Source organism: Leisingera sp. NJS204, assembly GCF_004123675.1.
Taxonomy (GTDB): domain Bacteria; phylum Pseudomonadota; class Alphaproteobacteria; order Rhodobacterales; family Rhodobacteraceae; genus Leisingera.
This window is the reverse complement of the sequence record NZ_CP035417.1, coordinates 918,542-939,398: the sequence shown is the minus strand read 5'-3', so window position 1 is coordinate 939,398 and position 20,857 is coordinate 918,542. Positions and strand designations below refer to the sequence as shown.

The 20,857-nt window shown below is 58.8% G+C and carries 17 protein-coding genes, 1 tRNA gene, 1 rRNA gene and 2 pseudogenes; 13 read left to right on the top strand and 8 right to left on the bottom strand.

Features of this window, described 5'->3' with window-relative positions:
• Positions 1 to 23 precede the first annotated feature (23 nt).
• The 3 genes from ETW24_RS04740 to ETW24_RS04730 form a co-directional block, all read right to left on the bottom strand.
• On the bottom strand, positions 24 to 2,099 hold the full coding sequence (locus ETW24_RS04740) for an NADPH-dependent 2,4-dienoyl-CoA reductase (protein WP_129369986.1): 2,076 nt from the start codon (positions 2,097 to 2,099) through the stop codon (positions 24 to 26).
• 84 nt (positions 2,100 to 2,183) lie between these two features.
• The gene (locus ETW24_RS04735) at positions 2,184 to 3,059 is read right to left on the bottom strand and encodes a bile acid:sodium symporter family protein (protein ID WP_129369985.1); all 876 of its coding nucleotides are present in this window, start codon (positions 3,057 to 3,059) and stop codon (positions 2,184 to 2,186) included.
• Positions 3,060 to 3,138: 79 nt separating this feature from the next.
• Positions 3,139 to 3,750: a TetR/AcrR family transcriptional regulator gene (locus tag ETW24_RS04730; protein WP_129369984.1), complete on the bottom strand. Its 612-nt coding sequence runs from the start codon at positions 3,748 to 3,750 to the stop codon at positions 3,139 to 3,141.
• Between the two features lie 265 nt (positions 3,751 to 4,015).
• On the opposite strand from ETW24_RS04730, the gene ETW24_RS04725 reads away from it, so the two are divergent.
• From ETW24_RS04725 to ETW24_RS04705, 5 genes and pseudogenes are all read left to right on the top strand, one after another.
• A complete protein-coding gene (locus tag ETW24_RS04725; protein ID WP_129369983.1) occupies positions 4,016 to 4,888 on the top strand; it encodes a fumarylacetoacetate hydrolase family protein in 873 nt (290 codons plus the stop codon).
• Positions 4,839 to 6,020: an AraC family transcriptional regulator gene (locus ETW24_RS04720; RefSeq protein WP_129369982.1), complete on the top strand. Its 1,182-nt coding sequence runs from the start codon at positions 4,839 to 4,841 to the stop codon at positions 6,018 to 6,020. The genes ETW24_RS04725 and ETW24_RS04720 overlap by 50 nt, the downstream gene beginning before the upstream one ends.
• A gap of 100 nt (positions 6,021 to 6,120) precedes the next feature.
• Positions 6,121 to 6,945, top strand: a complete 825-nt coding sequence (locus tag ETW24_RS04715) for a luciferase domain-containing protein (protein WP_129369981.1) — start codon at positions 6,121 to 6,123, stop codon at positions 6,943 to 6,945.
• On the top strand, positions 6,923 to 8,002 hold the full coding sequence (locus ETW24_RS04710; protein ID WP_129369980.1) for a hypothetical protein: 1,080 nt from the start codon (positions 6,923 to 6,925) through the stop codon (positions 8,000 to 8,002). The genes ETW24_RS04715 and ETW24_RS04710 overlap by 23 nt, the downstream gene beginning before the upstream one ends.
• Positions 8,003 to 8,257: 255 nt before the next feature.
• Positions 8,258 to 8,503 (top strand): annotated as a pseudogene (locus tag ETW24_RS04705) (transposase); the annotation flags it as partial.
• Positions 8,504 to 8,577: 74 nt separating this feature from the next.
• Here the strand turns inward: ETW24_RS04705 and ETW24_RS04700 are convergent.
• Entirely contained in the window at positions 8,578 to 9,618 is a 1,041-nt protein-coding gene (locus ETW24_RS04700; protein WP_129369363.1) for an IS481 family transposase, read from the bottom strand.
• Positions 9,619 to 9,967: 349 nt separating this feature from the next.
• Between ETW24_RS04700 and istA the strand changes: the two genes are divergently transcribed.
• Positions 9,968 to 10,690 (top strand): IS21 family transposase, encoded by a 723-nt coding sequence (gene istA / locus ETW24_RS04695; RefSeq protein WP_164982687.1) that lies wholly within the window; start codon positions 9,968 to 9,970, stop codon positions 10,688 to 10,690.
• Positions 10,691 to 10,996: 306 nt separating this feature from the next.
• Here the strand turns inward: istA and ETW24_RS04690 are convergent.
• Positions 10,997 to 12,206, bottom strand: a pseudogene (locus ETW24_RS04690) (IS3 family transposase).
• A gap of 314 nt (positions 12,207 to 12,520) precedes the next feature.
• On the opposite strand from ETW24_RS04690, the gene ETW24_RS24430 reads away from it, so the two are divergent.
• Both ETW24_RS24430 and ETW24_RS04675 read left to right on the top strand, forming a co-directional pair.
• Complete coding sequence (locus ETW24_RS24430) at positions 12,521 to 12,997, top strand: hypothetical protein (RefSeq protein ID WP_205877354.1); 477 nt, start codon at positions 12,521 to 12,523, stop codon at positions 12,995 to 12,997.
• Between the two features lie 183 nt (positions 12,998 to 13,180).
• A complete protein-coding gene (locus ETW24_RS04675; protein ID WP_129369977.1) occupies positions 13,181 to 14,200 on the top strand; it encodes an IS110 family transposase in 1,020 nt (339 codons plus the stop codon).
• 419 nt (positions 14,201 to 14,619) lie between these two features.
• Here the strand turns inward: ETW24_RS04675 and ETW24_RS04670 are convergent, their stop codons facing one another.
• On the bottom strand, positions 14,620 to 14,859 hold the full coding sequence (locus ETW24_RS04670; protein ID WP_129369976.1) for a hypothetical protein: 240 nt from the start codon (positions 14,857 to 14,859) through the stop codon (positions 14,620 to 14,622).
• 686 nt (positions 14,860 to 15,545) lie between these two features.
• Here ETW24_RS04670 and ETW24_RS04665 point away from each other — a divergent pair.
• From ETW24_RS04665 to ETW24_RS04645, 5 genes are all read left to right on the top strand, one after another.
• Positions 15,546 to 16,478 carry an IS5 family transposase gene (locus ETW24_RS04665; RefSeq protein ID WP_129369975.1) on the top strand — a complete coding sequence of 311 codons (933 nt, stop codon included), beginning with the start codon at positions 15,546 to 15,548 and terminating at the stop codon, positions 16,476 to 16,478.
• Positions 16,479 to 16,898: 420 nt separating this feature from the next.
• Positions 16,899 to 17,456, top strand: coding sequence for a hypothetical protein (locus tag ETW24_RS04660; RefSeq protein ID WP_129369974.1), 558 nt, complete (start codon positions 16,899 to 16,901; stop codon positions 17,454 to 17,456).
• Positions 17,453 to 17,902, top strand: a complete 450-nt coding sequence (locus tag ETW24_RS04655; RefSeq protein ID WP_129369973.1) for a hypothetical protein — start codon at positions 17,453 to 17,455, stop codon at positions 17,900 to 17,902. Before ETW24_RS04660 ends, ETW24_RS04655 begins: the two co-directional genes overlap by 4 nt.
• 584 nt (positions 17,903 to 18,486) lie before the next feature.
• Complete coding sequence (locus tag ETW24_RS04650; protein ID WP_129369972.1) at positions 18,487 to 18,906, top strand: recombinase family protein; 420 nt, start codon at positions 18,487 to 18,489, stop codon at positions 18,904 to 18,906.
• Positions 18,903 to 20,606, top strand: coding sequence for a recombinase family protein (locus tag ETW24_RS04645; RefSeq protein ID WP_129369971.1), 1,704 nt, complete (start codon positions 18,903 to 18,905; stop codon positions 20,604 to 20,606). Before ETW24_RS04650 ends, ETW24_RS04645 begins: the two co-directional genes overlap by 4 nt.
• Here the strand turns inward: ETW24_RS04645 and ETW24_RS04640 are convergent.
• Both ETW24_RS04640 and rrf read right to left on the bottom strand, forming a co-directional pair.
• A tRNA-Met gene (locus tag ETW24_RS04640) sits at positions 20,585 to 20,661 on the bottom strand. The two genes, ETW24_RS04645 and ETW24_RS04640, sit on opposite strands and share 22 nt — an antisense overlap.
• A gap of 46 nt (positions 20,662 to 20,707) precedes the next feature.
• Positions 20,708 to 20,822 (bottom strand): 5S ribosomal RNA (gene rrf, locus ETW24_RS04635).
• Positions 20,823 to 20,857 lie beyond the last annotated feature (35 nt).

Genomic DNA, 20,857 nt, shown 5'->3' with positions numbered 1-20,857 from the left:
GTTCCTCATGTCGGACTTTGCATTCAGGCGCATGCCTGGGCCTGGGGTTTGCTCAGGCTCTCAGCCAGTGTCAGCCCTTGCTGAATGGCGCGCTTTGCATCGAGTTCGGAAGCCACATCGGCGCCCCCGATCAGGTGCGCCGGGATCCCGCGAGCCTGCAGCCCCTCCAGCAGATCCCGCTTGGGAAGCTGGCCTGCACACACCACAACCGTATCGACGTCCAGAACTTCACTTTGGTCATTCACGGCCACATGCAGCCCCGCGTCATCAACCTTTTGATACTGAACCCCGCCCAGCATCCGCACCTTTCCCAGCTTCATCTCAGCGCGGTGAATCCAGCCGGTGGTTTTGCCCAGCCCTGCACCCGGCGGCGTTGTTTTGCGCTGCAGCAAAGTGATATCCCGGAACGGAGCATCCGGTGCCGGCGCCTCCGCGAGCCCGCCGCGCAAGCCGCCTTCCCCCTGCCCCCAGCCAGGGTTCACACCCCATTTCCGCATGAAAGAGGGAACATGGGCATGGTCATGCCCTGGCGCGACCAGAAGAAACTCTGACGTGTCAAAACCGATGCCGCCCGCGCCGATGACTGCCACGCGTTTTCCCGCGACCACACGCCCGGTCAGAATGTCGATATAGCTGCACACTTTGGGGTGATCTGCGCCGGGAATGTCCAAGGCGCGCGGCTCGATCCCCGTGGCCAGAACCACCTGATCAAATCCGGCTTCCAGATCAGGCAATCCAACCCGCGTGCCAAGCCGGATCTCCACACCAGCGCGTTCAAGCCGGTTGCCGTAATAGCGCACGGTTTCATCGAATTCGGTTTTCCCCGGAACATTGCGCGCAATGTTCAGCTGCCCGCCAATCTTCTTTTCAGCATCGAACAGAACAACCTGATGGCCCCGCTCCGCCGCTTCGCATGCAAAACTCATGCCCGCAGGGCCTGCCCCCACAACGGCAATCCGCTGCGGCTTGTCCGAAGGGGTCGTGGCAAAACGCGTTTCGTTACAGGCCCGCGGGTTCACCAGACAGGAACAGGTCTTCATGCTGAAGATATGGTCCAAACAGGCCTGGTTGCAGGCGATGCAGGTATTGATGGCCGCCTCATCCCCATCGAGGGCCTTATTCATGAAATCCGCATCCGCCAGAAACGGGCGCGCCATCGACACCATATCCGCATGGCCATCGCGTAGGGCCTCTTCCACCTGATCCGGTGCATTGAACCGGTTCGAGGTGATCAGCGGGATCGAAACCTCTCCCATCATACGCCGGGTCACCCAGGACCAGGCCTGCCGGGGCGTGGCCTGTGCAATAGTTGGCACTCTGGCCTCGTGCCAGCCAATTCCGGTGTTCAGGACAGTGGCACCGGCTTCTTCCAGCGCTTTGGCCAGTTGCACCACTTCTTCCCAGTCGGAACCACCCTCAACCAGGTCAATCATTGATAGGCGGAACATGATGATGAAGTCCGGGCCGACCATCTCGCGGGTCTGGCGTACAATTTCAACAGGAAAACGGATACGGTTCTCATAGGCGCCGCCCCATTCATCGGTGCGGTGATTGGTGCGCTGCGCAATGAACTGGTTGATCAGGTAACCTTCTGAACCCATGATCTCGACACCGTCGTACCCACCTTTCTGGGCCCGCTGGGCGCATTTGGCGAAGTCATGGATCGTCCGAGTGATATCCGCACCTGTCAGCTCGCGAGGCACATGCGCTGAAATCGGTGCCTGAATTGCTGATGGCGCAACAGATCCAGGCGCGTAGGAATACCGGCCGGTGTGCAGGATCTGCAATAGAATGCGGCCGCCTTCATCATGCACCGCCTGTGTCACCCGCTGGTGAATCGCCAGGGATTTTGGTGAGTCAAGCCGCCCGTAGCTGTCTGGCTTGCTGGGAATACCGGTGCTGCCTTCTTCGTTCGGAGCAACGCCTCCAGTCACGATAAGCGCGCAGCCGCCGCGCGCGCGCGCCGCATAAAAGGCTGCTATCCGCTCACCTGTCTGGTCAATTTCTTCCAGGCCTGTGTGCATGGACCCCATGATGACCCGGTTGGGCAGAGTGACGTGCCCCAGTTCAATCGGCTCAAATGTCAGTGGATATTTCATCTTGCTTCTCTTCGGCAGTCTTCGAACGCTTCAGCGCAAACGAAGATGTTACGATTCAGTGGCGAGGTTTGTTCCCGAGGCTGCTCAGGCCAGCGCCGGAGCACGGAGCTTGCGGACCAGGAAAGCAAAGCCTAAGCCGGTGACATAGGCCCAAGGCAGGTAGAAGAAGGTTGGTCCCAAAAGCTCAGGTGCGTTCAAGATTCCCATGATGACCACGATCGACATGGAGATATTCTGCATCCCGACTTCGACGGTCACCGCGCGGGTTTCATCTTCCTTCAGGCGGGCCATCCGCCCAAGTACGAAGGCAAGCCCCATCATCAGCACATTCAGCACCACCACCGCGCCAAACGCATCAAACGCATCAAACGCTGAAATCAGATGCATACGGCCAGCCACAAACAACAGGGACGTGATCAGAATGGTCACGAAGCCACTGATAAACATCGGCCGGCGGACCTTGACTGCAAACTCAGGGGCCACAGCTCCCACCACGATCCCGCTCACAACCGGCAAGAACGTCGTCAGAAATATACGAAACGCCGTTTCCCAGAACGGCAGGTGCAGCGTCGTGCTTTCGCCCAAGAAGAACTCAATTCCCAGTCCGATTATGAAAGGCACGGTCAGAAAGGCCAGAACACTGGCAACCGCTGTCAGTGACACCGAAAGCGCGACATCCCCACGGGCAACAGCGCAAACAGCATTCGATGGCGCCCCTCCCGGGCAAGCCGCAATGACCATTAACCCCACTGAAGCCGCCGGGGACAGGTCCATGGCAATAGCTATACCTGCAGCCGCCAGCGGCAGAAGCAGGATCTGTCCGGTGATGCCCAGAAAAAGCGCTTTGGGCTGCCGCAAAACGCGTAGAAAGTCGGCCGCCGACAGCGACGTTCCCATGGAAAACATGACCGACACTAACCCGGCAAGCGCGATGCTGGTGATGATTGCCCCGATGTCCATCGGCTCCTCCTTCATATTAGGATTACACTGTAAACCTGAAGGGCAAAAATAACCTAGCCAGTTCTCCCGGGACGTAGCGTCAATCCAACTGCATAGCCCTTATCGACGCCGGAGCAGACCGGCAGATAATGTCCGCAAGTTCTTGTATATCAATATTAAAAACAAGTTTTCGCGACAGGTGAAGCTGCAGCGCCCCATGCAGGGACGACCATAACCAATGCGCCGCTGCATTCGGTGAAACCGGCAGATTTTCCGCAGCACAAAACGCGGAAACCACGTCCAGATTCACTTGCCAGCTCAGCGATTCCCGATTGGCGGATTCACCAAAGTCACTGAGAATCCGCTCATAGGCGTCAAACTCCCAGGGGTCGAACATCAGGCGGTATTCGTTTGGATGCGCCAGGCCAAACAGCACGTATGCCCGGCTTACCTGTACCAATGCATCGTATGGATCCTCCGTGGTGCCCTGTGCCTTGCGCATCTGTTTTGTCAGGCTCTCAAACGCCTCGAGGCGTAACTCCATCAGGATATGATCTTTGCTCGGAAAATGCTTGTAGGGCATCATCTGCGATACACCGATGACACCAGCGACAGAGCGCATAGACACCGCCGTGACTCCGCCCTTTTGCAGCAGACTCTTTGTTGCCTTTAATATCTGGCTGCGTGGTGCTGATGCCCTGTCGAACTTCATAAAACCGCCTCAGAATAAACACTGTCGACCGCCCTTGTCGGGCGGCTACCCCGCCGTGTCAATTCCCTGCTACTGCAGGCAGCTGTGCGATTGCCGCCAATGCTCCTGCAGTCTCACTGCACTTCTGCCACCTGACTGCATTTACCGGCACCTGCGCCAAAATCACCATAACGCTGATCGTTTCGCGCCTACACAAGCCTTCCGTCAGGAGCCAAATTCACCGGCATATCCATGAAACATCGCTATCAGTGAAAGAGACCATCCGATGAAGAAGGCCCCAGTTTGCGACATCAGCCATGGCCAACTGTCGAAATTCCAAAGTGAAGCTGCTTTTTCCTACGCCTTCGGTCTCGCCTATGCCGACCACATACGCGAAACCGCCGAGACCATTCCGGAAAAACCAGTCATCTTCCTGAAGCACGGAACTCCTGTAGTGAACCAGGAAACCGTCAAGACACCCAGTATTGACGAAATGCTGCAGGCAACTTTCAAGATTGAACCAGCAATCCGGGATCAGGTTGAGCCTTTGCGCGACAAGATCGGCCCGATGCTCGACTATGAAATCGAACTGGGTGTTCAGATTCTCGAGGACTGCAAGCTTCAAGATCTTGAAGCAGGTGCGCCACTGCCCAGGATTGGCTATTTTCTGGCAAATGACGTCACCACAAGAACGGTGCAGCTGTTTGGCCAGCTTTGCGACAGCCGACTGCCCTGTTGGACTGAATGCAAAAGCTTCGACGGGTTCTTTCCCACAGCCGATACGCTTTGGGTGCCCGACGAGGACGCTCGCGACAAATTCCCGGATGTGACGCTGCACCTGAAGGTTAACGGTAAGACGCGGCAGAAGGAACCGGTCAGCAGCCTCATTTACACACCCAGAGAGCTGTTGACCCATGCCGCACGATTTGCCCCCGGCCGCAGGCTCAACGCCGGAGACCTGCTGGTAACCGGAACTCCGGCAGGGGTGACCTTTAAGGTCAACCGCCTCAAGCGCCAGATCGCCCGAGCCCTACCCGCCCGCTTTTTGATCGGCGCTATGGTCTCTGCCGGGAAGGCAAACTCTGACTATCTGAAGCCAGGAGATGTGATTGAAGCTGACGCCGAATGGCTGGGCAGCCACTCCTTTACAATCACCTGAAAATCATGAAATTCCCTTGCCCGCTTCCGGTACTCATCGCTCTTGTCTGAAAAAGCCTATCTGGCTAGTGTCTCGGCCGATGGCACAGAATACTGGTGTGGGCATTGGGGATTTTTCCCTGCCCTTCGAATACGCCGAGCTCCTGATAACGTTTGCCTCGGACCAAGGGGTTCCCGCCAGCACTCTGCTGACGGGAACCGGGCTTACGATTCCTGATCTGCTGTCCCAACCCCGGTATATCCGCAGCGACAGTTACAGTACTCTGGCAGGCAATCTTTGCGCCGCTACTGGAGATCCGCTGCTGCCCTGGAAATTCGGTCGACTGTTGAGCCTCCAACCTCATGGCATGTTCGGTCTTACACTGCGCAGCGCTACCCGATTGTCCAAGGCCTATGAATATCTGCCAGAGTTCTTTTCCACGCGCACCGGTGGCAGCCAGGTCCTGCAAACCCGGCGTGATACGGAAACCTTCGATATTCTGATCAAATCGGGTAATCGCAATACTCCAGATCGTGTTGTCCAGTTCCACACTATTGCCAGCCTGGTCAACATGGCATGGATCAGCCGCACCTTGACCGGCACATCCAGAACCGAGTTGAGTGACACTATTTTTTTGGTCTGGCCTGCGCCGAGCGAAGATGGATGGACCGCATATCTGCCGCCTGGAACCAGAACAGTCTTTAACCACAAAGAAAGTTACTTCAGCCTTCCGTTGGCCATGATGCGACTGCGGGTAAGGTCAGGCGGGAAACAAATCAACTCCGCCGCAGTCTCCAAATTGAGGCAAGAACTGTCCCTCCCGCCGGAAACAATGGATATAGTTGGCCGTGTTGGCTGGGCAATCCACAAGACCGGCTTCAAAGGCAGCACAATTGAGACCGCATCAGAGCTTCTTGGGGTCTCGCCTGCGACGTTGAAGCGACGGCTGGGTGAAAAGGGAGAGACTTTTCTAGCCGTCAAGAACGCGCAGCGTTTTGGCGTTGTCCGCGACTTACTGCGTTCTACGACCCTGTCCTTGGACGAAATCGCATATCGGGCGGGCTACGAAAACTCCAGCAACCTGTCCAAAGCCTTTCGCCGCAACTTCGGCATATCCCCTGGCGTATACCGCAACTCACTTAGCAAGTTTTGAGCCAGTTGAACCAGACATCTGAACTTCTGGCACATGGTGAGCTGATCGGCATGAGATATCCCTAGGGACGTTACTAAGACGTTCCAAAGGGAGGTATGAAATGCGGGTGAACATTACGCTATGGCTGGCCGGTTTGATCCTGGCCGCCTTGGGCATTCTTCAAACCTGCCACGGCTTTCTAGGCTGGCTAAATGATGAAGCAGCAATTGTGAGCTGGATCTTTGGCGCTGCCGCTCTGATCTTGGGTACGATCGCCCTAATCCTTGTCTGTATAGCGGATTACCGCGCCTGGATCGCACTAGGTGAAGGAGGCCTCCCTTCTAATCTGCGCGGCTGGCTTACAGTGACCGCAATGCGGCCGTTGGCCGGAGATCCTCTGGACCAATCCGTCTTTTCTTCCAGGCTGGGCAGTGAGGCTGATGTCGCTTATCTGGATTGCCTGCCGGGCCGGGATATGCCGCGACCGACTGTTGCGCCGCACGCAGTGCCACACCGCCAGATCGACCAGTTTCCAGACACCGCAACAATGAGTGATCTCTCCGCAGCCTTCGACGATATCGTCGCGAAGAATGCGGCCCGCCTCCAGTACAAGCTCAGCCGTCACGAAAAGCACAATCAGGCGATCTGGCTGCAGGATGTTGATGGCGGCAATCCAGCAACCGGCAAGGAAGGGGAAATAGGGCACTTCCACCCATCGGACGGCTCTATGCACACAATACTAAGTCCCAGCGACGCCAAACAGGTCATAGACAAAGGCTGGGGTGAACTGCATTCGATGGCGCGTTTCAAGCGTATCTTCCCCACAGACACCTTTCTCATGCTCTATGCACCAGCCAAGCCCGAGCATGTTCCCGTGATCAAATCCATCATCTTGGCAGCTACTCGCTACGCACTGCCTGTACATGACAATCAACTCAAAGGATAAAAATATGCGACGCTGGCTTTTAATCGGAACTGCGGTTATCGCCCTTTCAGGGGTAGGCGGTGCAGCACTCATGTCCTCGATGGGTGCATTCAACAGCATCACAACACAATATGACGCCGCCTGCACCAGTGTCGGCGATATGGCAGGCCCAGAAGACCTAGCAATCGACTATGACGCTGGGGTTGCGTTCATTTCCTCACTAGACAGGCGTGCAGGTATGGCCGGGGATATCGCCACCGGCGCAATCCACCGGCTGGACTTGGATGGCAGCAACTCTCTGACCGAAATGAACGTAACCGGTCTGGATGCAGCTGTTCCGTTTTTCCCCCATGGAGTTGACCTGAAAACAATCGGTGGAACCCAGTATCTCTTTGCACTAAACCACCGCAGCGCAACCGATCCCGCTGCCGGGCATGATATCTTTGTGTTTGAGGTGCGCGAAAATACGCTGAATCTTGTAGAGCATTATCAGAACAGCGGCATCCGTTCCCCCAACGATCTGGCAGCCATTGACTTGAACACCGTCTATTTCAGCAACGACCGCGGCAGGTTCGGTAACTTTGCCAACCTCGTCGAAATGATGCTGGCCCAGAAAATTGCCGATGTTTCCGTTTACGATCAGGGTGAGGTCTCCCTTTCCGCGCCCATGGCCTTTGCTAATGGCGTGGCTACAATCGACGAAGGAAAAACCGTTTACGCAACCGCCATGCGCGAAAGCGTCCTGAAGGAGTTCAAACGTGACCCGGTCACAAACACTCTGACCCTGGTGCGCGAAATCTCTGTTGGCGAAGCACCTGACAATATCAGTGTTGCCGAAGACGGCAGCCTCTGGGTGGCCAGCCACTTGAACCTGATGGCCTTTGACGGCCACATCAAAGATGCCAGCGCACTGTCACCCTTCCAGGTCTACCGCGTTGATCCGGCCACCGGGGACAGCAAGCTGATGCTGGAGAATGACGGCTCTCTGCAGTCCTCAGTCAGCGTTGCAGCCCCATATAAGGACAAGATTCTGTTGGGGACCGCCTTTCAGTCCGGTATCAAGGTTTGCCCCCTTTAATCCGGGACATGCCTGCAATCAGCCGGTCTCCCCCTCCCCAAGAGTGGGGGAGGCCCGCAAAAAGGATCCTCCATGCAGGCTTCCGGCATTGCTCTCCATGAGGCTCTGATGATGTGACCGCCCCCGACGGCATCACTGTGCCAAGGTGGGTCTGCAACGATCCACAAAGGTGTCTGACGTCAGCACCTGTGGGACAGATTTGAGGATTTGAACAACGGAGGATTTCTGGTTCATCGTAACCGTCAAGGAGTGAAGATGAACAAGAAATCCGGAACCAGCAAAGCCGCGGCTGACCAGCTGGTCAAGAGCATCCGCTGCAAGATCCGTCAGGCCTATTCGGCGGAGGAGAAGATCCGCATTGTTTTGGCCGGCCTTCGAGGTGAGGAAAGCATTTCGGCACTGTGTCGGCGCGAAGGCATTTCCGGGAGCCTGTATTACAGCTGGTCCAAGGAGTTCCTCGAAGCAGGGAAACGCCGTCTGTCCGGCGATACGGCCCCGGCAGGCGACATCGCCTGAAGTGTAGTGGTTCCGATGTGATCTGACAGTTGGCCGTTTTTCCGGCGGCGTCTGTCAGGTCAAGTTTGGTTCAGAAACTTTTCCTTCCAGATTTCTTTGCCCTCGATCATGGTCTGAAACGGCGTTCTGCCGCAACACATTTTGCCCTGATGAGTGCGCTCGTGGTTGTAGTGGTGCAGCCATTCGTCCAGATCGGCCTGCAAGGCTTCGATGCTGTCGTAGAGCTTCTTGCGGAACGCGACCTGATAAAACTCCTGCAACACCGTCTTGTGAAACCGTTCGCAGATGCCATTGGTCTGCGGTGATTTCACCTTGGTTTTGGTGTGGTCGATATCGTTGATCGCCAGGAAGAGCTGGAAATCGTGTTTGTCGACGCGCCCGCAGTATTCCGTCCCGCGATCTGTCATGATCCGCAGCACCGGCAGGTCGTGCTCGTCATGGAATGGCAGCACTCGGTCATTGAGCAGGTCGGCTGCGGTGATCGGTGTTTTGGTGGTGTAGAGCTTGGCATGCGCCACCTTGCAATAGGTGTCCACGTAAGTCTGCTGATAGACCCGCCCGACGCCCTTGAGGGTGCCGACATAAAACGTGTCCTGTGATCCCAGATAGCCGGGATGGGCTGTTTCCACCTCGCCGCAGGCTTCATCGTCGAGCTTCTTCTTCTCCAGCGCCTGCACCTGGGCCTCGGTCAGGATCATGCCGTCCTCGGCCACCTTGGCTTCCAACGCCCTCAGCCGGGCCTTGAAGTTCGCCAGATCGTGCCGCAGCCAGATCGACCGGACACCCGAGGGTGAGACGAAGACACCCAGCTTACGCAACTCGTTCGAAGTGCGGGCCTGACCGTAGGCCGGGAAATCAGTGGCGGATTTGATGACGGCCTGCTCGGTCGCGTCGTCCACCCGGTTTGCCAGATTGGGCTTGCGCCGGGTGCGCTCAAACAGCGCTTCCACGCCGCCTTCTTCAACGGCTGACTTGTAGCGATAGAAAGTATCCCGGCTATAGCCCATCACCTGACAGGCTTTCGAGACATTCCCCAGTTCCTCGGCCAGATTCAGCAGGCCGGTTTTGTGTTTGATGATCTTGTCGGTAGTATTCAACATCGTGGTTTCCTCGTTTCGATGGTTTGGTTGGCACCACCATCAAAACGGACAACCATCTCCCTTCAAGGGAACCACCGCCCCCAATCCAATTTGAAAAAATGGGGGCGGTGTCAGATCACATCGAGACTAATTCACCTGAAGTGAAGGATCTGCGGTCTGAGGCCCTGGCTGCGTATTCCAGTTTGATCCGGCCACCCATTCCAAAAACATCCGGCCACTGATTCCGATTTTTTCCGGCCACTGAATCCGGAACATCCGGCCACCCTTCTGACGCCCAGCTGCGAGGCACCTTTCAACTCGCTCCCTTTCGGTTTTCCCGACCGAAGGAAGCACGATGAAGAGATTACCGATGCGGAAGATACGAGACGTACTGCGACTTTCAGCCGAGGGTTTATCGACCCGCCAGATGGCGTCGAGCTTGGCGATTGGCCGCACCACGCTGCAAGGGTATCTGGATCGCGCTCATGAGGCAGGCTTAAGCTGGCCGCTGCCAGCGGAGATGTCGGACAGCGAGCTTGAACGACACCTCTATCCGCGCACTGCCCGGGAGGCAGCCCGGCGCGCCTCTCAACCGGACTGGTCCTATGTCCACCTGCAGTTGCGGCGCAAGGGCGTCACGCTTTCCCTGCTCTGGGAGGAGTACCGCGCGGCCCACCCCGATGGCTACGGATACAGCCGTTTCTGTGACCTCTATTCCTGCTGGGAAGGTAAGCTGTCGCCGGTCATGCGCCAGCGCCATCCCGCAGGCGAGCGGCTGTTTGTCGACTATGCCGGTGCCACGATTGACGTGATCGACCCCGAGACCGGCGAGGTCCGCGCGGCGCAGCTGTTTGTCGCTACCCTCGGTGCTTCCAACTTCACCTTCGCCGAGGCGACCTGGACCCAGACGCTGCCGGATTGGATCTCCAGCCACGTGCGGGCCTTTTCCTTTTTTGGCGGTGTGACCGCTCAAGTTGTACCCGATAATCTTCGGGCCGGCGTCAACAAAGCCCGTTTCTACGATCCCGAGCTCAACCGCACCTGCGCGGATCTGGCCGCGCACTACGATACTGCCGTTCGCCAGTGGGCTTGAACCAGTGGCGCCTTCACGGGCTCACTGCCCGCGAGGCCGCGCAAACCAAGAGACAAAGCGAAGGTCGAGAGCGCTGTCCTGCTGGTCGAACGCTGGATCCTGGCACGGCTGCGCAACCGGCAATTCTTTAGCCTTGAGGAAGTAAATGCCGCCATCCGCCCGTTGCTGGACAGGCTCAACAGCAAGGTCTCCCGCCACCTTGGCGCGAGCCGCCGGCAGCTGTTCGATCAGTTGGACAGGCCCGCCCTGAAGCCGCTGCCGGCGGATCTGGACGTGTCCCGTTTTCGTGCCGCTCCAAGTGCTCGTTTAGGCCACTTTCCGTTCGAATGCGACGGGGCTTTTCCAGCCCAATGCTGAGTGCCGCCGTCGCGGATTGTAGAAGCCATTGATGTAGTTGAAGATGGCCAGTTCAACGGCCCTACGCGTTGGCCACGACCTTCGCCAGATCAGCTCTGCCTTGATCGTTTTGAAGAACGTTTCGACCGCCGAGTTGTCGTAGCAATTTCCCTTGCCGCTCATCCACTGCCCCGGCAGTGCATGTTTACATGCATGAGAGGGGGACACGCTGAACCCGTGTTGTCGCAGGATTATCTGATAGTCATGAGAACAGTATTGCGATCCACGATCCGTATGATGAATGCAGCCCATAGGCGGTGATCTGAAGGCTATAGCCATGTTCAGCGCCCGGATCGCCAAGTCCCGCTTCATCCGATTGCTGATGGCCCAACCGATCACCCGCCGGGAATGCAGATCAAGGATCACCGCCAGGTAGAGCCAGCCCTCGCGCGTCCACACGTAACTTATGTCACCTGCCCATTTCTGATTGGGCGCATCTGCGCAGAAATCCCGGTTCAGCAGATTGGGTGCGATGTTGAAGGCGTGGTTGCTGTCCCCCTCTCGGCTGATTGCTTCGCAATCGTCTGCCGGGCAATGGTCGTCACCTTGTATTTCTTAGATCGTTCGACACGGATGCCATTCTCACGCATCAAACGCCCGACGCGACGATGGCCAATGTTCAGGCCCAACTCCTTCAGTTCCTCGGTCATCCGTGGGCGGCCATAACTGCCCAGGCTGAGGCGAGATTGTTCCTTGATATGCGCCAGAACGACCATGTCAGTGCGCTGCCTTTGACTGGCCGGGCGGCTGCGATAGGCCCGTAGACCGCGCTCACTGACATCCAGCACATTGCACATCCGCTTGGCGCTGAAGGTATCAGTGTGTTCTTCGATGAACCTGAACCTCATGGCTTTTGGCCCGCGAAGAACTGCGTTGCCTTTTTTAAGATCTCCCTCTCCTCCTTGAGAATGCGGTTCTCCCGTCGAAGCCGTTCATTCTCTCGGGCAAGGTCGAGGTCTTTGTCGGATACCACCTCGGTGTCGCGATGCGCTGTGATCCACTTGTTCAGGGTCGAAAGGCCAACACCCAAATCAGAGGCCACTTGCTTCCTGCTCAGCCCGCTCGTCAGCGCAATCCGCACCGCATCGGCCCGGAATTCTTCTGTCCGTTTCAGTCCCATAGTTCGTCTCCTTTGCTGCAATAAATGCTATCAAAGGAGCGGCATCAAACCGCGACACGTCCAGACCGCCTCGACGCCGCCTGCAAGCGGGCGCTCGAGATCAACGCCCGTTCCTATTCATCGGTCCATTCGATCCTGAAGAACGGGCTGGAACGCAAGCCCGGCACCCGCGCCGCGGAGGAGCCTGCAATCACCCACCCCAACATCCGCCGCCCCCAAAGGGGCGCCTGTTACACATGGCCCGCCTTCGGCGGGACGCGCCGACTACTTCCATTGAAAGGATATTCATGCTGCCCCACCCAAGAGGCGATGCGATGCGCCTCTTTGACCAGGAGACAAAACAGTTCGAACAGGATCGCGCGAACCTCCTGCGCGCGGTGAAGAACGGTCTGCATTCCGACGCCATCATCAGTGAGCTAAACGCTGTTGATGCGAAGCTTGAAAGGCGACGAGCTGAACGGGAAGCCCTGGTGCCTGCGCCAATTGAGCTGCCGGAGGATCTTCCCGCCCTCTATAGGGACTTTATCGCAAATATCACCGACACCCTTTCCGACGAAGGCGTTGCAGGCCGCGCCAGTGATGAGCTGCATGCGCTCCTGGATCAGGTCATCATCACCTGGAACGCAGACGAGCGTAGCCACGACTTCGAGATGCTGGGTGATCTTCTGGAACTGATCGGCAAGCCGCACGGAAAATCCCTGGGTGGTGACGCCGACTTGGAAAGTTCTCTGAAGTTGGTTGCGGGAGCAGGCAACCGCCGTATCCTACCTGCCCTCTCCGCAATCATATAAACCCATGATAGCGCACAGCTAACGGCACCTTTGCGCAGGAAGCTGCCGCTGCAAAGTTGCGAACCGTCTTCGCCCTTCGGAACCTGATCGGCCCAGTCCGGATGAGGTGGGTGGCTCCTGCTCCACCGGCATCGAATGTGCCAAAGTGCAGTTATCAATGACTGCTAGGAAAGGAGCCACCCAATGACAGTTAAAACAGTCGGCCTTGATCTGGCCAAGGATGTATTTCAAGTACACGGCATTTCGGAGAATGGCCGGGTCATCTTCAATAGGGCCATAAAACGCGGGAAGCTGCTTGCCTTCTTTGAGACGCTTCCACCCTGTGTTGTCGGCATGGAGGCTTGTGGATCGTCCCACCATTGGGGCCGCCAGCTGCGCAAGCTTGGCCATGACGTGAAGCTCATGCCTGCCAGCTACGTCAAACCCTACGTGAAGCGCGGGAAGAACGATGCCGTTGATGCTGAGGCCATTTGTGAGGCCGTCAGACGCCCGACCATGCGGTTTGTTGAGATCAAGACTGAAGATCAACAGGCTATTTTGTCGATCCATCGCACCCGGGATTTGGCAGTCCGGCAACGCACCCAGTTGGCCAACATGATCCGTAGCCTGTTGCGCGAGTTTGGGCATATTTTGCCGATTGGGATCGAAGCAGTTACGGCTTTTGCAAGGCGTCACCATGACGGTGATCACCCGGACATGCCCGACATCGCGAACGGCATGCTCGGCATCCAGTGCTACCAATTCATCGGCCTGAACGAACGCATCTCTGGCTATTCCAAGATGATCGAGCAACACGCAATGCTGAACGCAGATGCACGCCGATTAATGCGCATGCCTGGAATTGGGCCGGTCACGGCATCGGCGATTGTCGCCACAATCGGTGACGCGCATCAGTTTCAGACAGGGCGCGATCTGGCGGCATGGCTGGGGTTGACCCCTCTCAATAAATCCAGCGGCGGCAAGGAACGCCTTGGAAAGATCACGAAGCAGGGTGATCGCTACATTCGCAAGTTGCTGGTCGTGGGCATGACGTCACGCGCTGTGATGGCGAAACGTTCGCCAGAGAAGGTCGATCTCTGGACAGCCAAGATCATTGCCGGCAAACCGTTCCGGCTGGCAACAGTCGCCAAGGCAAACAAGGCAGCCCGGGCCGTCTGGGCGATGCTGACAAAGAAACAGGAATACCGGCAACCAGCGTTCTAAGCGCTCCGATTGCCTGCGAGGTGCAAGACGTTGAAGTGATGATGCGGAATTAAGTCAACCAAGAGTAAGGACACTCCGGCAACGGCAGCGGCCCTCTGAGGTCGATAAGCCGATTGGAACCTCGCTCGCGGAATTCATCAGGGCCAGTGGAGGCAATGCCAAAACATAAACAGGCCGGACAGACGACAGTACTGACAAAAAAACCGCGAACATCACCAGAAGACACTTGCAATGCAGGAGCCACCCACAGATGCCGTTGGCGCAACCCCGCTTCGCTGCGGCGCGGCTTCTCCAATCCGGCCATTCGCGCTGAACGTGGCGAGCACTCCTGAAGAAAACAAATCGCCACCTACACCTAAGAGTAGTTTCGCATAATCTGTTCAAGCGGAGACCCGCGATCTTTGAGCCAACTGATCAGATCAGTTCTCCAGAGCATGGCGGACTTCAGGAAGCGGATCGGTATCGGCGCACCTTCGCCATCGGTCGATCACATCCCTGGTAGCACCTTTACGGCCGAGAGCGTCCGCGAGGCTCACCGCGGCGGCCCGTGTGAGGGATGCTGAAATCATGGTCTGGATCGAGGTGATGCCGGGCTCATTTAACGCTGAATAATCAAGTCGAGTGAATAGATCGTCGAGCACGGACTCGAAGCTGGCCACGTCCGCATCCCCTAAAAGTTCGGCCTCCGCAAGAGTTTTGCCCAATCTTAGAAGGACATGAATAGCCGCCGGCGGCTAGAAGGTGGTAGCCGTAACCGTCGCGTCGACTAACTCGCGTGGTATGGCACGCCCACGACGCACTGCGGCCGTAATCGCACTTGAGAATGCATACGTCTGCCGATAGCCCCCTGTAGAGGCGAGGCGTCTTAGGGATCTGACAATTTCGGGGTGATCTGGAAAGGCAAGGCCTCCGGCAATCGCTTCCTCCGAGCCTGTATTTTGCACAAATGAAAGTAGAATCTCTGATCGCTCAGGCGTGCGATCATTGTCATCGAGATGCCAGCATAGATTGCCGAGTGCTTCAGATATCGCCCGCCTTTTTTGCTCTCTCTCTCGCTTGAGGTCGCGCCCGAATATCCTGTCCATAGGGTCCTGCTCGGGAAGAGGCGCAGGCAGCCATTCGGCAAGACAATCGAACATTTCAATGGCGCGAGCGGGGTCAAGTGAAAGAGCGCCGTTCGTAGGCGAGAGAGCACGCGCTATGTATTCCGCTTGGCTTGTTGGATCGCCATCAAAAAGCTTCGCACGCAGGCGCTCCTCTACATTTATTGTGTGAGGCGCAGGGGCCTTGTTGCACAAAGGGGTGAGGGATTCACCTCGTGAATCCAATGTAGTAGCCGGAAGGCATGAGCAGACCTCCGAAGACTACCTACAAGACGACCAACTGGCAAAGCTACAATCAAGCATTGAGGCAGCGTGGATCGCTGACCGTCTGGTTCGACCCCTCGATGCAGTGGGAAGCCATTCCGTCGGGGCGCCGTGGCCGTCAGCAGGCCTATAGCGACGCTGCAATCCAGGCCTGCCTCACCCTCAAGGCCCTCCTCGGGCTGCCGCTCCGCCAATCGACCGGTTTCGTGGCGAGCCTACTCGAACTGTCCGGGCTGGGCTGGTCCGTGCCGGACTTCAGCACTCTGTCACGTCGCCAAAAGACTTTGAACGTGACCATCCCGTATCGCGGTTCCAAGGGGCAGCTGCATCTGCTCGTAGACAGCACCGGCATCAAGGTGGAAGGCGAAGGCGAGTGGCACACGCGCAAGCATGGCGGCTCGAAACGAAGGGTCTGGCGCAAGATCCACCTCGGGATTGATGAGGAAACGTTGGAGATCCGGGCGGTCGAGGTCACCTCCAGCAATGTCGGCGACGCGCCGATGCTGCCGGGCCTGCTTGCCCAGATCCCTCCGGATCAGGAGATCGCCACCGTGACAGCGGACGGTGCCTACGACACGCGCGCCTGCCATGACGCCGTCGCCGACCGCGGAGCGGCAGCAATCATCCCGCCCCGCCGCAACGCAAGGCCCTGGAAGCCGGACACGGCAGGAGCCCGGGCGCGGAACGAGATCCTGCGGACGTCAAAGCATCTTGGTCGGACGCTGTGGCGGAACTGGAGCGGCTACCACCGACGAAGCAGGGTGGAGACGAAAATGAACTGCGTGAAGCTGCTCGGACAGAGGCTGATGTCCCGCGACTTCGACCGCCAGGTTGCCGAAGTTCAGATCCGTGCGGCGGTCATGAACCGCTTCACTGCCCTCGGCATCCCGGTCACCATGGCCCTGGGATAAGTGCGTTCGGGGAAAGGGGAACTGCGCTCATCAGCTGATTTGTGCAACAGCGCCGTTCGCCACCCCCCCTGCACCCCCTGGCGTCTCCCGACAGGCCCGGGGCTTCGTTCCGCACTGCCCCAGGACCCCATGGCTCCCGGAGGATGCCGCTCCGCGCTCTCCTCCAAACCTCCTCCCCCTCCCGGAAAGAACGTTCCGCACCTCTTCCCGAACCCATCTCCGCTCGCCCCCCGGCGGGGTCGAGAGGGGCTCCCTCTCGACGCTCTCCCCAACACCGCAAGGCAGATTGGCAGCACGGGGGGGGCAGGGCCAGCTCCTCCTGCCGTGCGCGCGCCTTGTGACGCGCACGGCAGAAGGCCCCGGCCGACAGGAAAGGGGAAGGCCGGACGCGTCGGTCATTCAACTACACAAGGAGCCGACATGCTCGACGCAATTCAGACGAACCTTACGATGACTGCCGCCTGGCGGGACCACATCTCGCCCGGCGACATCGTCTCTTTCCGCTTTCCTCTCCCCGGCGAGGAACACAGCGGCCACCCCAAGGCGCGGCCCTGCCTCGTCCTCGACATCGAGGAGCACGGAAGGCAGCGGTATGCACTTCTTGCCTACGGCACCAGCTCACGCCGCCGTTCCAATGTCGGCTACGAGGTGCACGTTCGCCGCCGGGCGGATTACCTGTCCGCCGGGCTTCACGAGCCGACCCGCTTCGTCGGCGCCCGCCGCCTGCTGGTGCCGCTGACGCACAGGGGCTTCGCGATCTCCAAAGACCACGGGTCACCGGTCCTTGGCCGACTCGATGGCTCGCCGTTCGAGGCGATGAACGCGGTGCGCGGGCGCATTCACGCAGAACGCGACATCGCAGCGGAACATCGCATGCAGCGGCATCACCGGCGGAAGTCAGTTCGCGGCCAGAGCTTCACCGTCGAGCGGCGCGTGCCGCGGCGGCCCCTTCCGGCCGGAAAGGCGGTGCAGCAATGAACAATGCACCGCAGAAGAACTTGCTGGAGCAGCAGGTTGAGCTTACCCGGCTGGTGCTGGACCACCGGGAAGGCATGCAACAGCACCTGATCTCACGCGTGCTGCCGCATCTCGGCGAGCCCGAACGGACTGCTGTCGAGGAACTGGTCGAATTTCTCGACGAGGAGGATAGCATCACCCCGGATCTCGCATACAACCTCGATACCGTGCTCGCCGAGATACGCATGGAGATCGCCGCAGGGACAACCGCGGAACAGGTCGCGATCCCGCGCGCGCAGCTGATCGGCTGCGCGGAGGCGTTCGACACATGCAAGTCAGTCACCCCGGCTGCGGAGGTGCTTCAGGCGGCCTTGCCCGCGGTTGAACAGCTTTATCAGGCGGTGCGGAATGCGCTGAACTTCGCCGAGGCCGTCAAGCTTAGCCTCCGGATGTTCGACGAGGGCTGACCTGACGGCGCCCGGCCTGGGCGCCGTCCCTTGAGGGGGCACCATGCCCCTGGGGTGCCGGATTGGATCCCCAGCACCAGGCGCGCCGGTGATGCTCACCACTCCTTCGCTGCTACGAAGACGCCGGCGCGCCGTCCCTTCCTTTCAGGAGACCAAAGGAGACAGCCTACTCCGCTTCCAACACATCATCTGCCGCAGGCACCCGACGCTGCTTATGCGCGGCGCCCTGACCTTGCTGCTTGTGCAGGTCGCACTTCTATTCTGCTGAACGAGACGCACCCGCGGGGATACCGCGGGTGCTGGTGGCCACTTCTGTTCGATGGCCCGGTTGGGCGTCCGCTGTGCCGGTTGCTCAGTGCCCGACCAGGAAAGGACTCCGCCGATGCCCCTCGAAAGATTGATCGACCTCCTCGCAGAAGCCGCCGTCCGCAAGCTCTCGCAAGAGCGGGAGAAGCAGGAAGCAACACCTGACGAGACACCTTCAACCTACAAGAGATTTCACCCGCGGACACAACTTTTCCGCAATCTTTTGAGACATATCTGTCGTAGAGCACTCACAGCCCCCGGCCCGCAATGAGGTATTGATGACCAATCCGAACACGCCCTCGACCCAACGCCGCGCCGCCCTCTATCTGCGCTCCGCAGTCGCGGATGATGCGGCGATAGAAGACCAGCGCCGCAGATTTTCCGCCCATGCAGAGGCGCAGTTCTTTTCCGTCGGTGAGGTCTTCTCCGACAACGGCGCAAGCGGCATGGCAGAGCGCAGCGGATTGCAGGCGCTCCGGACATGCATCGAAAGCGGTCGTGCCGAGGTTGTGATCGCGACAGATCCCGCGCGCATCTATCGTGACATCGACAAGGCCGATGAGTTCCGCCGGTTCTGCGAACAGCATGGTGTCGAGCTCGTTTGGGCCGATCAACCAACCGCCGCGGATGAATCGTTCAAAGCACTTTTTGACAGGCTGCGCGCGGAAGAGCTGGCACGCATGGAGGGTAGAGGTTGAGCAATCACTCACCGGTGGAACGCCCGCGCCGCGTTGCCCTCTACGCGCGCTACTCCACCGACATGCAGAACCCGATGTCGGTCGAGGATCAGTTCCGGCTGGCCGAACGCTACGCCAAGGACCGCGGCTGGACGATCGCGGGCCACTACGCGGACAATGCGGTCAGCGGCACGGTGAGCCGCGCCCGCCCACAGTTTCAACGCCTGTCGGCGGACCTTGCCAGCGGCAAGTTCGATGTAGTGCTCGCGGAATCCGTAGACCGGATCTCTCGCGACGCCGAGCACATCGCAGCCTTCTACAAACGCGCCCGCTTCAACGGAGTCGAGCTGCACACGACCGGTCGCGGCAAGATCGACGCGCTGACTCTGGGGCTCTCATCGATATTCGCCACGATGTTTCTGGAAGAACTCGCCGACAAGACCCGGCGGGGACTGGAAGGCCGCGTCGAGAAGGGCCTGAGTGCCGGCGGAAAGGTCTATGGCTACCGGCAGGGCACTGACGAGCGCGGCGCCCCGGTCAAAGGCAAACGCGCCATCAACGAGATCGAAGCCGCCGTTGTGCGCAGCATCTTCCGCGACTACGCCGCAGGGCTCTCACCGATCGCCATCGCCAATCGCCTGAACCAAGAGGGCATCCCCTCCCCCTCCGCCGGCACCAACCGCAGGTCGTCAGGACGCTGGAAGCAGAACACCATCAACGGCAACCGGGACCGCGGCACCGGCATCATCAACAACGAACTCTACATCGGGCGGCTGGTGTGGAACCGGCTGTCTTACGTCAAGAACCCGCAGACAGAACGGCGGGTCTCTCAGCTGAACCCGGAGAGCGAGTGGCGCACCGCCGAGGTGCCAGAGCTGCGCATCATCGGCCAGGACCTCTGGGATGAAGTGAAAGCCCGGCAAGCCGCCCTGTCGAAGCGCAGCGCAAAGATCAAGGCCAGCGTCCGCAACAAGCTCTCGGCCGGGCAGACCCTTCGCCGGAGGAAGTACCTCCTGTCCGGCCTCCTTCATTGCGGTCTCTGCGGCGGCAAGATGACTGTCGCCGGAAGCGGCAAATACAAAACCTACTACTGCGCCAACGCCAAGGAGATGGGCCCCAGCGTCTGCTCCGGGTTCCGTGGCCTTCGGGAGAGCGTGGCCCAGCCCCTCGTCCTGTCAGGGCTTCGGCGCGAGCTGATGAAGCCCGAGGCCTACGAGCACTTCCGGCAGCGGTTCCAAAAGCGCCTCGTCGAGAGTCAGGGCGCCGCCGAGGAGAGGCTGCGCCTCCACGACGCACGCCTGCACGAGCTGGAGACGAAGGAACGCAACCTCCTGAAAGCCATCGAAGACGGGGCCTTCTCACCGGTGATCAACGAGCGCCTGAACACCGTGCACAGTGAGCTGGTGGAGATGCGGGAGAAGCGGGTGGAGATTGTGCCGCCGGCGGTGGAGCTGCCCGAAGACCTGCCGGAACTGTACCGGGCGATGGTGGCGGACCTGGCAGCATCGCTGTCGGATGAAGCCGTTGCCGGCCGGGCCGCTGATGAGCTGCATGAGCTCGTCGATCGCGTGGTCGTGCATTGGGATGAAGAGGCGCAGGGCCACTGGCTCTCGATCGAGGGCAACCTGCTGGAGATGCTACGCAAATCGGCGCCGAGAGATCTCGACGCCGTGCGTGGTGATGCGATTTTCGCGGAAGTTGGTTGCGGGAGCAGGATTTGAACCTGCGACCTTCAGGTTATGAGCCTGACGAGCTACCTGGCTGCTCCATCCCGCGTCAGGTTTTTTTGAGACCGTATTGAGAGATTATTGGATTTTACTAGGTTTGGCGGTGACCTACTCTCCCAGGGCTTGAGCCCAAGTACCATCGGCGCGACAGTGCTTAACTTCCGGGTTCGGGAAGGGACCGGGTGTTTCACTTGTGCTGTAGCCACCAAACCAAGAAAAATCCAATTCCGACGGCCTTGCGAAGC

What these genes read in the sequence shown, in the direction of transcription:
- ETW24_RS04740 (WP_129369986.1), bottom strand. Translation starts at nt 2,099, where the DNA reads ATGAAATATCCACTGACATTTGAGCCGATTGAACTGGGGCACGTCACT.
- ETW24_RS04735 (WP_129369985.1), bottom strand. Translation starts at nt 3,059, where the DNA reads ATGGACATCGGGGCAATCATCACCAGCATCGCGCTTGCCGGGTTAGTG.
- ETW24_RS04730 (WP_129369984.1), bottom strand. Translation starts at nt 3,750, where the DNA reads ATGAAGTTCGACAGGGCATCAGCACCACGCAGCCAGATATTAAAGGCA.
- ETW24_RS04725 (WP_129369983.1), top strand. Translation starts at nt 4,016, where the DNA reads ATGAAGAAGGCCCCAGTTTGCGACATCAGCCATGGCCAACTGTCGAAA.
- ETW24_RS04715 (WP_129369981.1), top strand. Translation starts at nt 6,121, where the DNA reads ATGCGGGTGAACATTACGCTATGGCTGGCCGGTTTGATCCTGGCCGCC.
- ETW24_RS04710 (WP_129369980.1), top strand. Translation starts at nt 6,923, where the DNA reads ATGACAATCAACTCAAAGGATAAAAATATGCGACGCTGGCTTTTAATC.
- ETW24_RS04700 (WP_129369363.1), bottom strand. Translation starts at nt 9,618, where the DNA reads ATGTTGAATACTACCGACAAGATCATCAAACACAAAACCGGCCTGCTG.
- istA (WP_164982687.1), top strand. Translation starts at nt 9,968, where the DNA reads ATGCGGAAGATACGAGACGTACTGCGACTTTCAGCCGAGGGTTTATCG.
- ETW24_RS24430 (WP_205877354.1), top strand. Translation starts at nt 12,521, where the DNA reads ATGCGCCTCTTTGACCAGGAGACAAAACAGTTCGAACAGGATCGCGCG.
- ETW24_RS04675 (WP_129369977.1), top strand. Translation starts at nt 13,181, where the DNA reads ATGACAGTTAAAACAGTCGGCCTTGATCTGGCCAAGGATGTATTTCAA.
- ETW24_RS04665 (WP_129369975.1), top strand. Translation starts at nt 15,546, where the DNA reads ATGAGCAGACCTCCGAAGACTACCTACAAGACGACCAACTGGCAAAGC.
- ETW24_RS04660 (WP_129369974.1), top strand. Translation starts at nt 16,899, where the DNA reads ATGCTCGACGCAATTCAGACGAACCTTACGATGACTGCCGCCTGGCGG.
- ETW24_RS04655 (WP_129369973.1), top strand. Translation starts at nt 17,453, where the DNA reads ATGAACAATGCACCGCAGAAGAACTTGCTGGAGCAGCAGGTTGAGCTT.
- ETW24_RS04650 (WP_129369972.1), top strand. Translation starts at nt 18,487, where the DNA reads ATGACCAATCCGAACACGCCCTCGACCCAACGCCGCGCCGCCCTCTAT.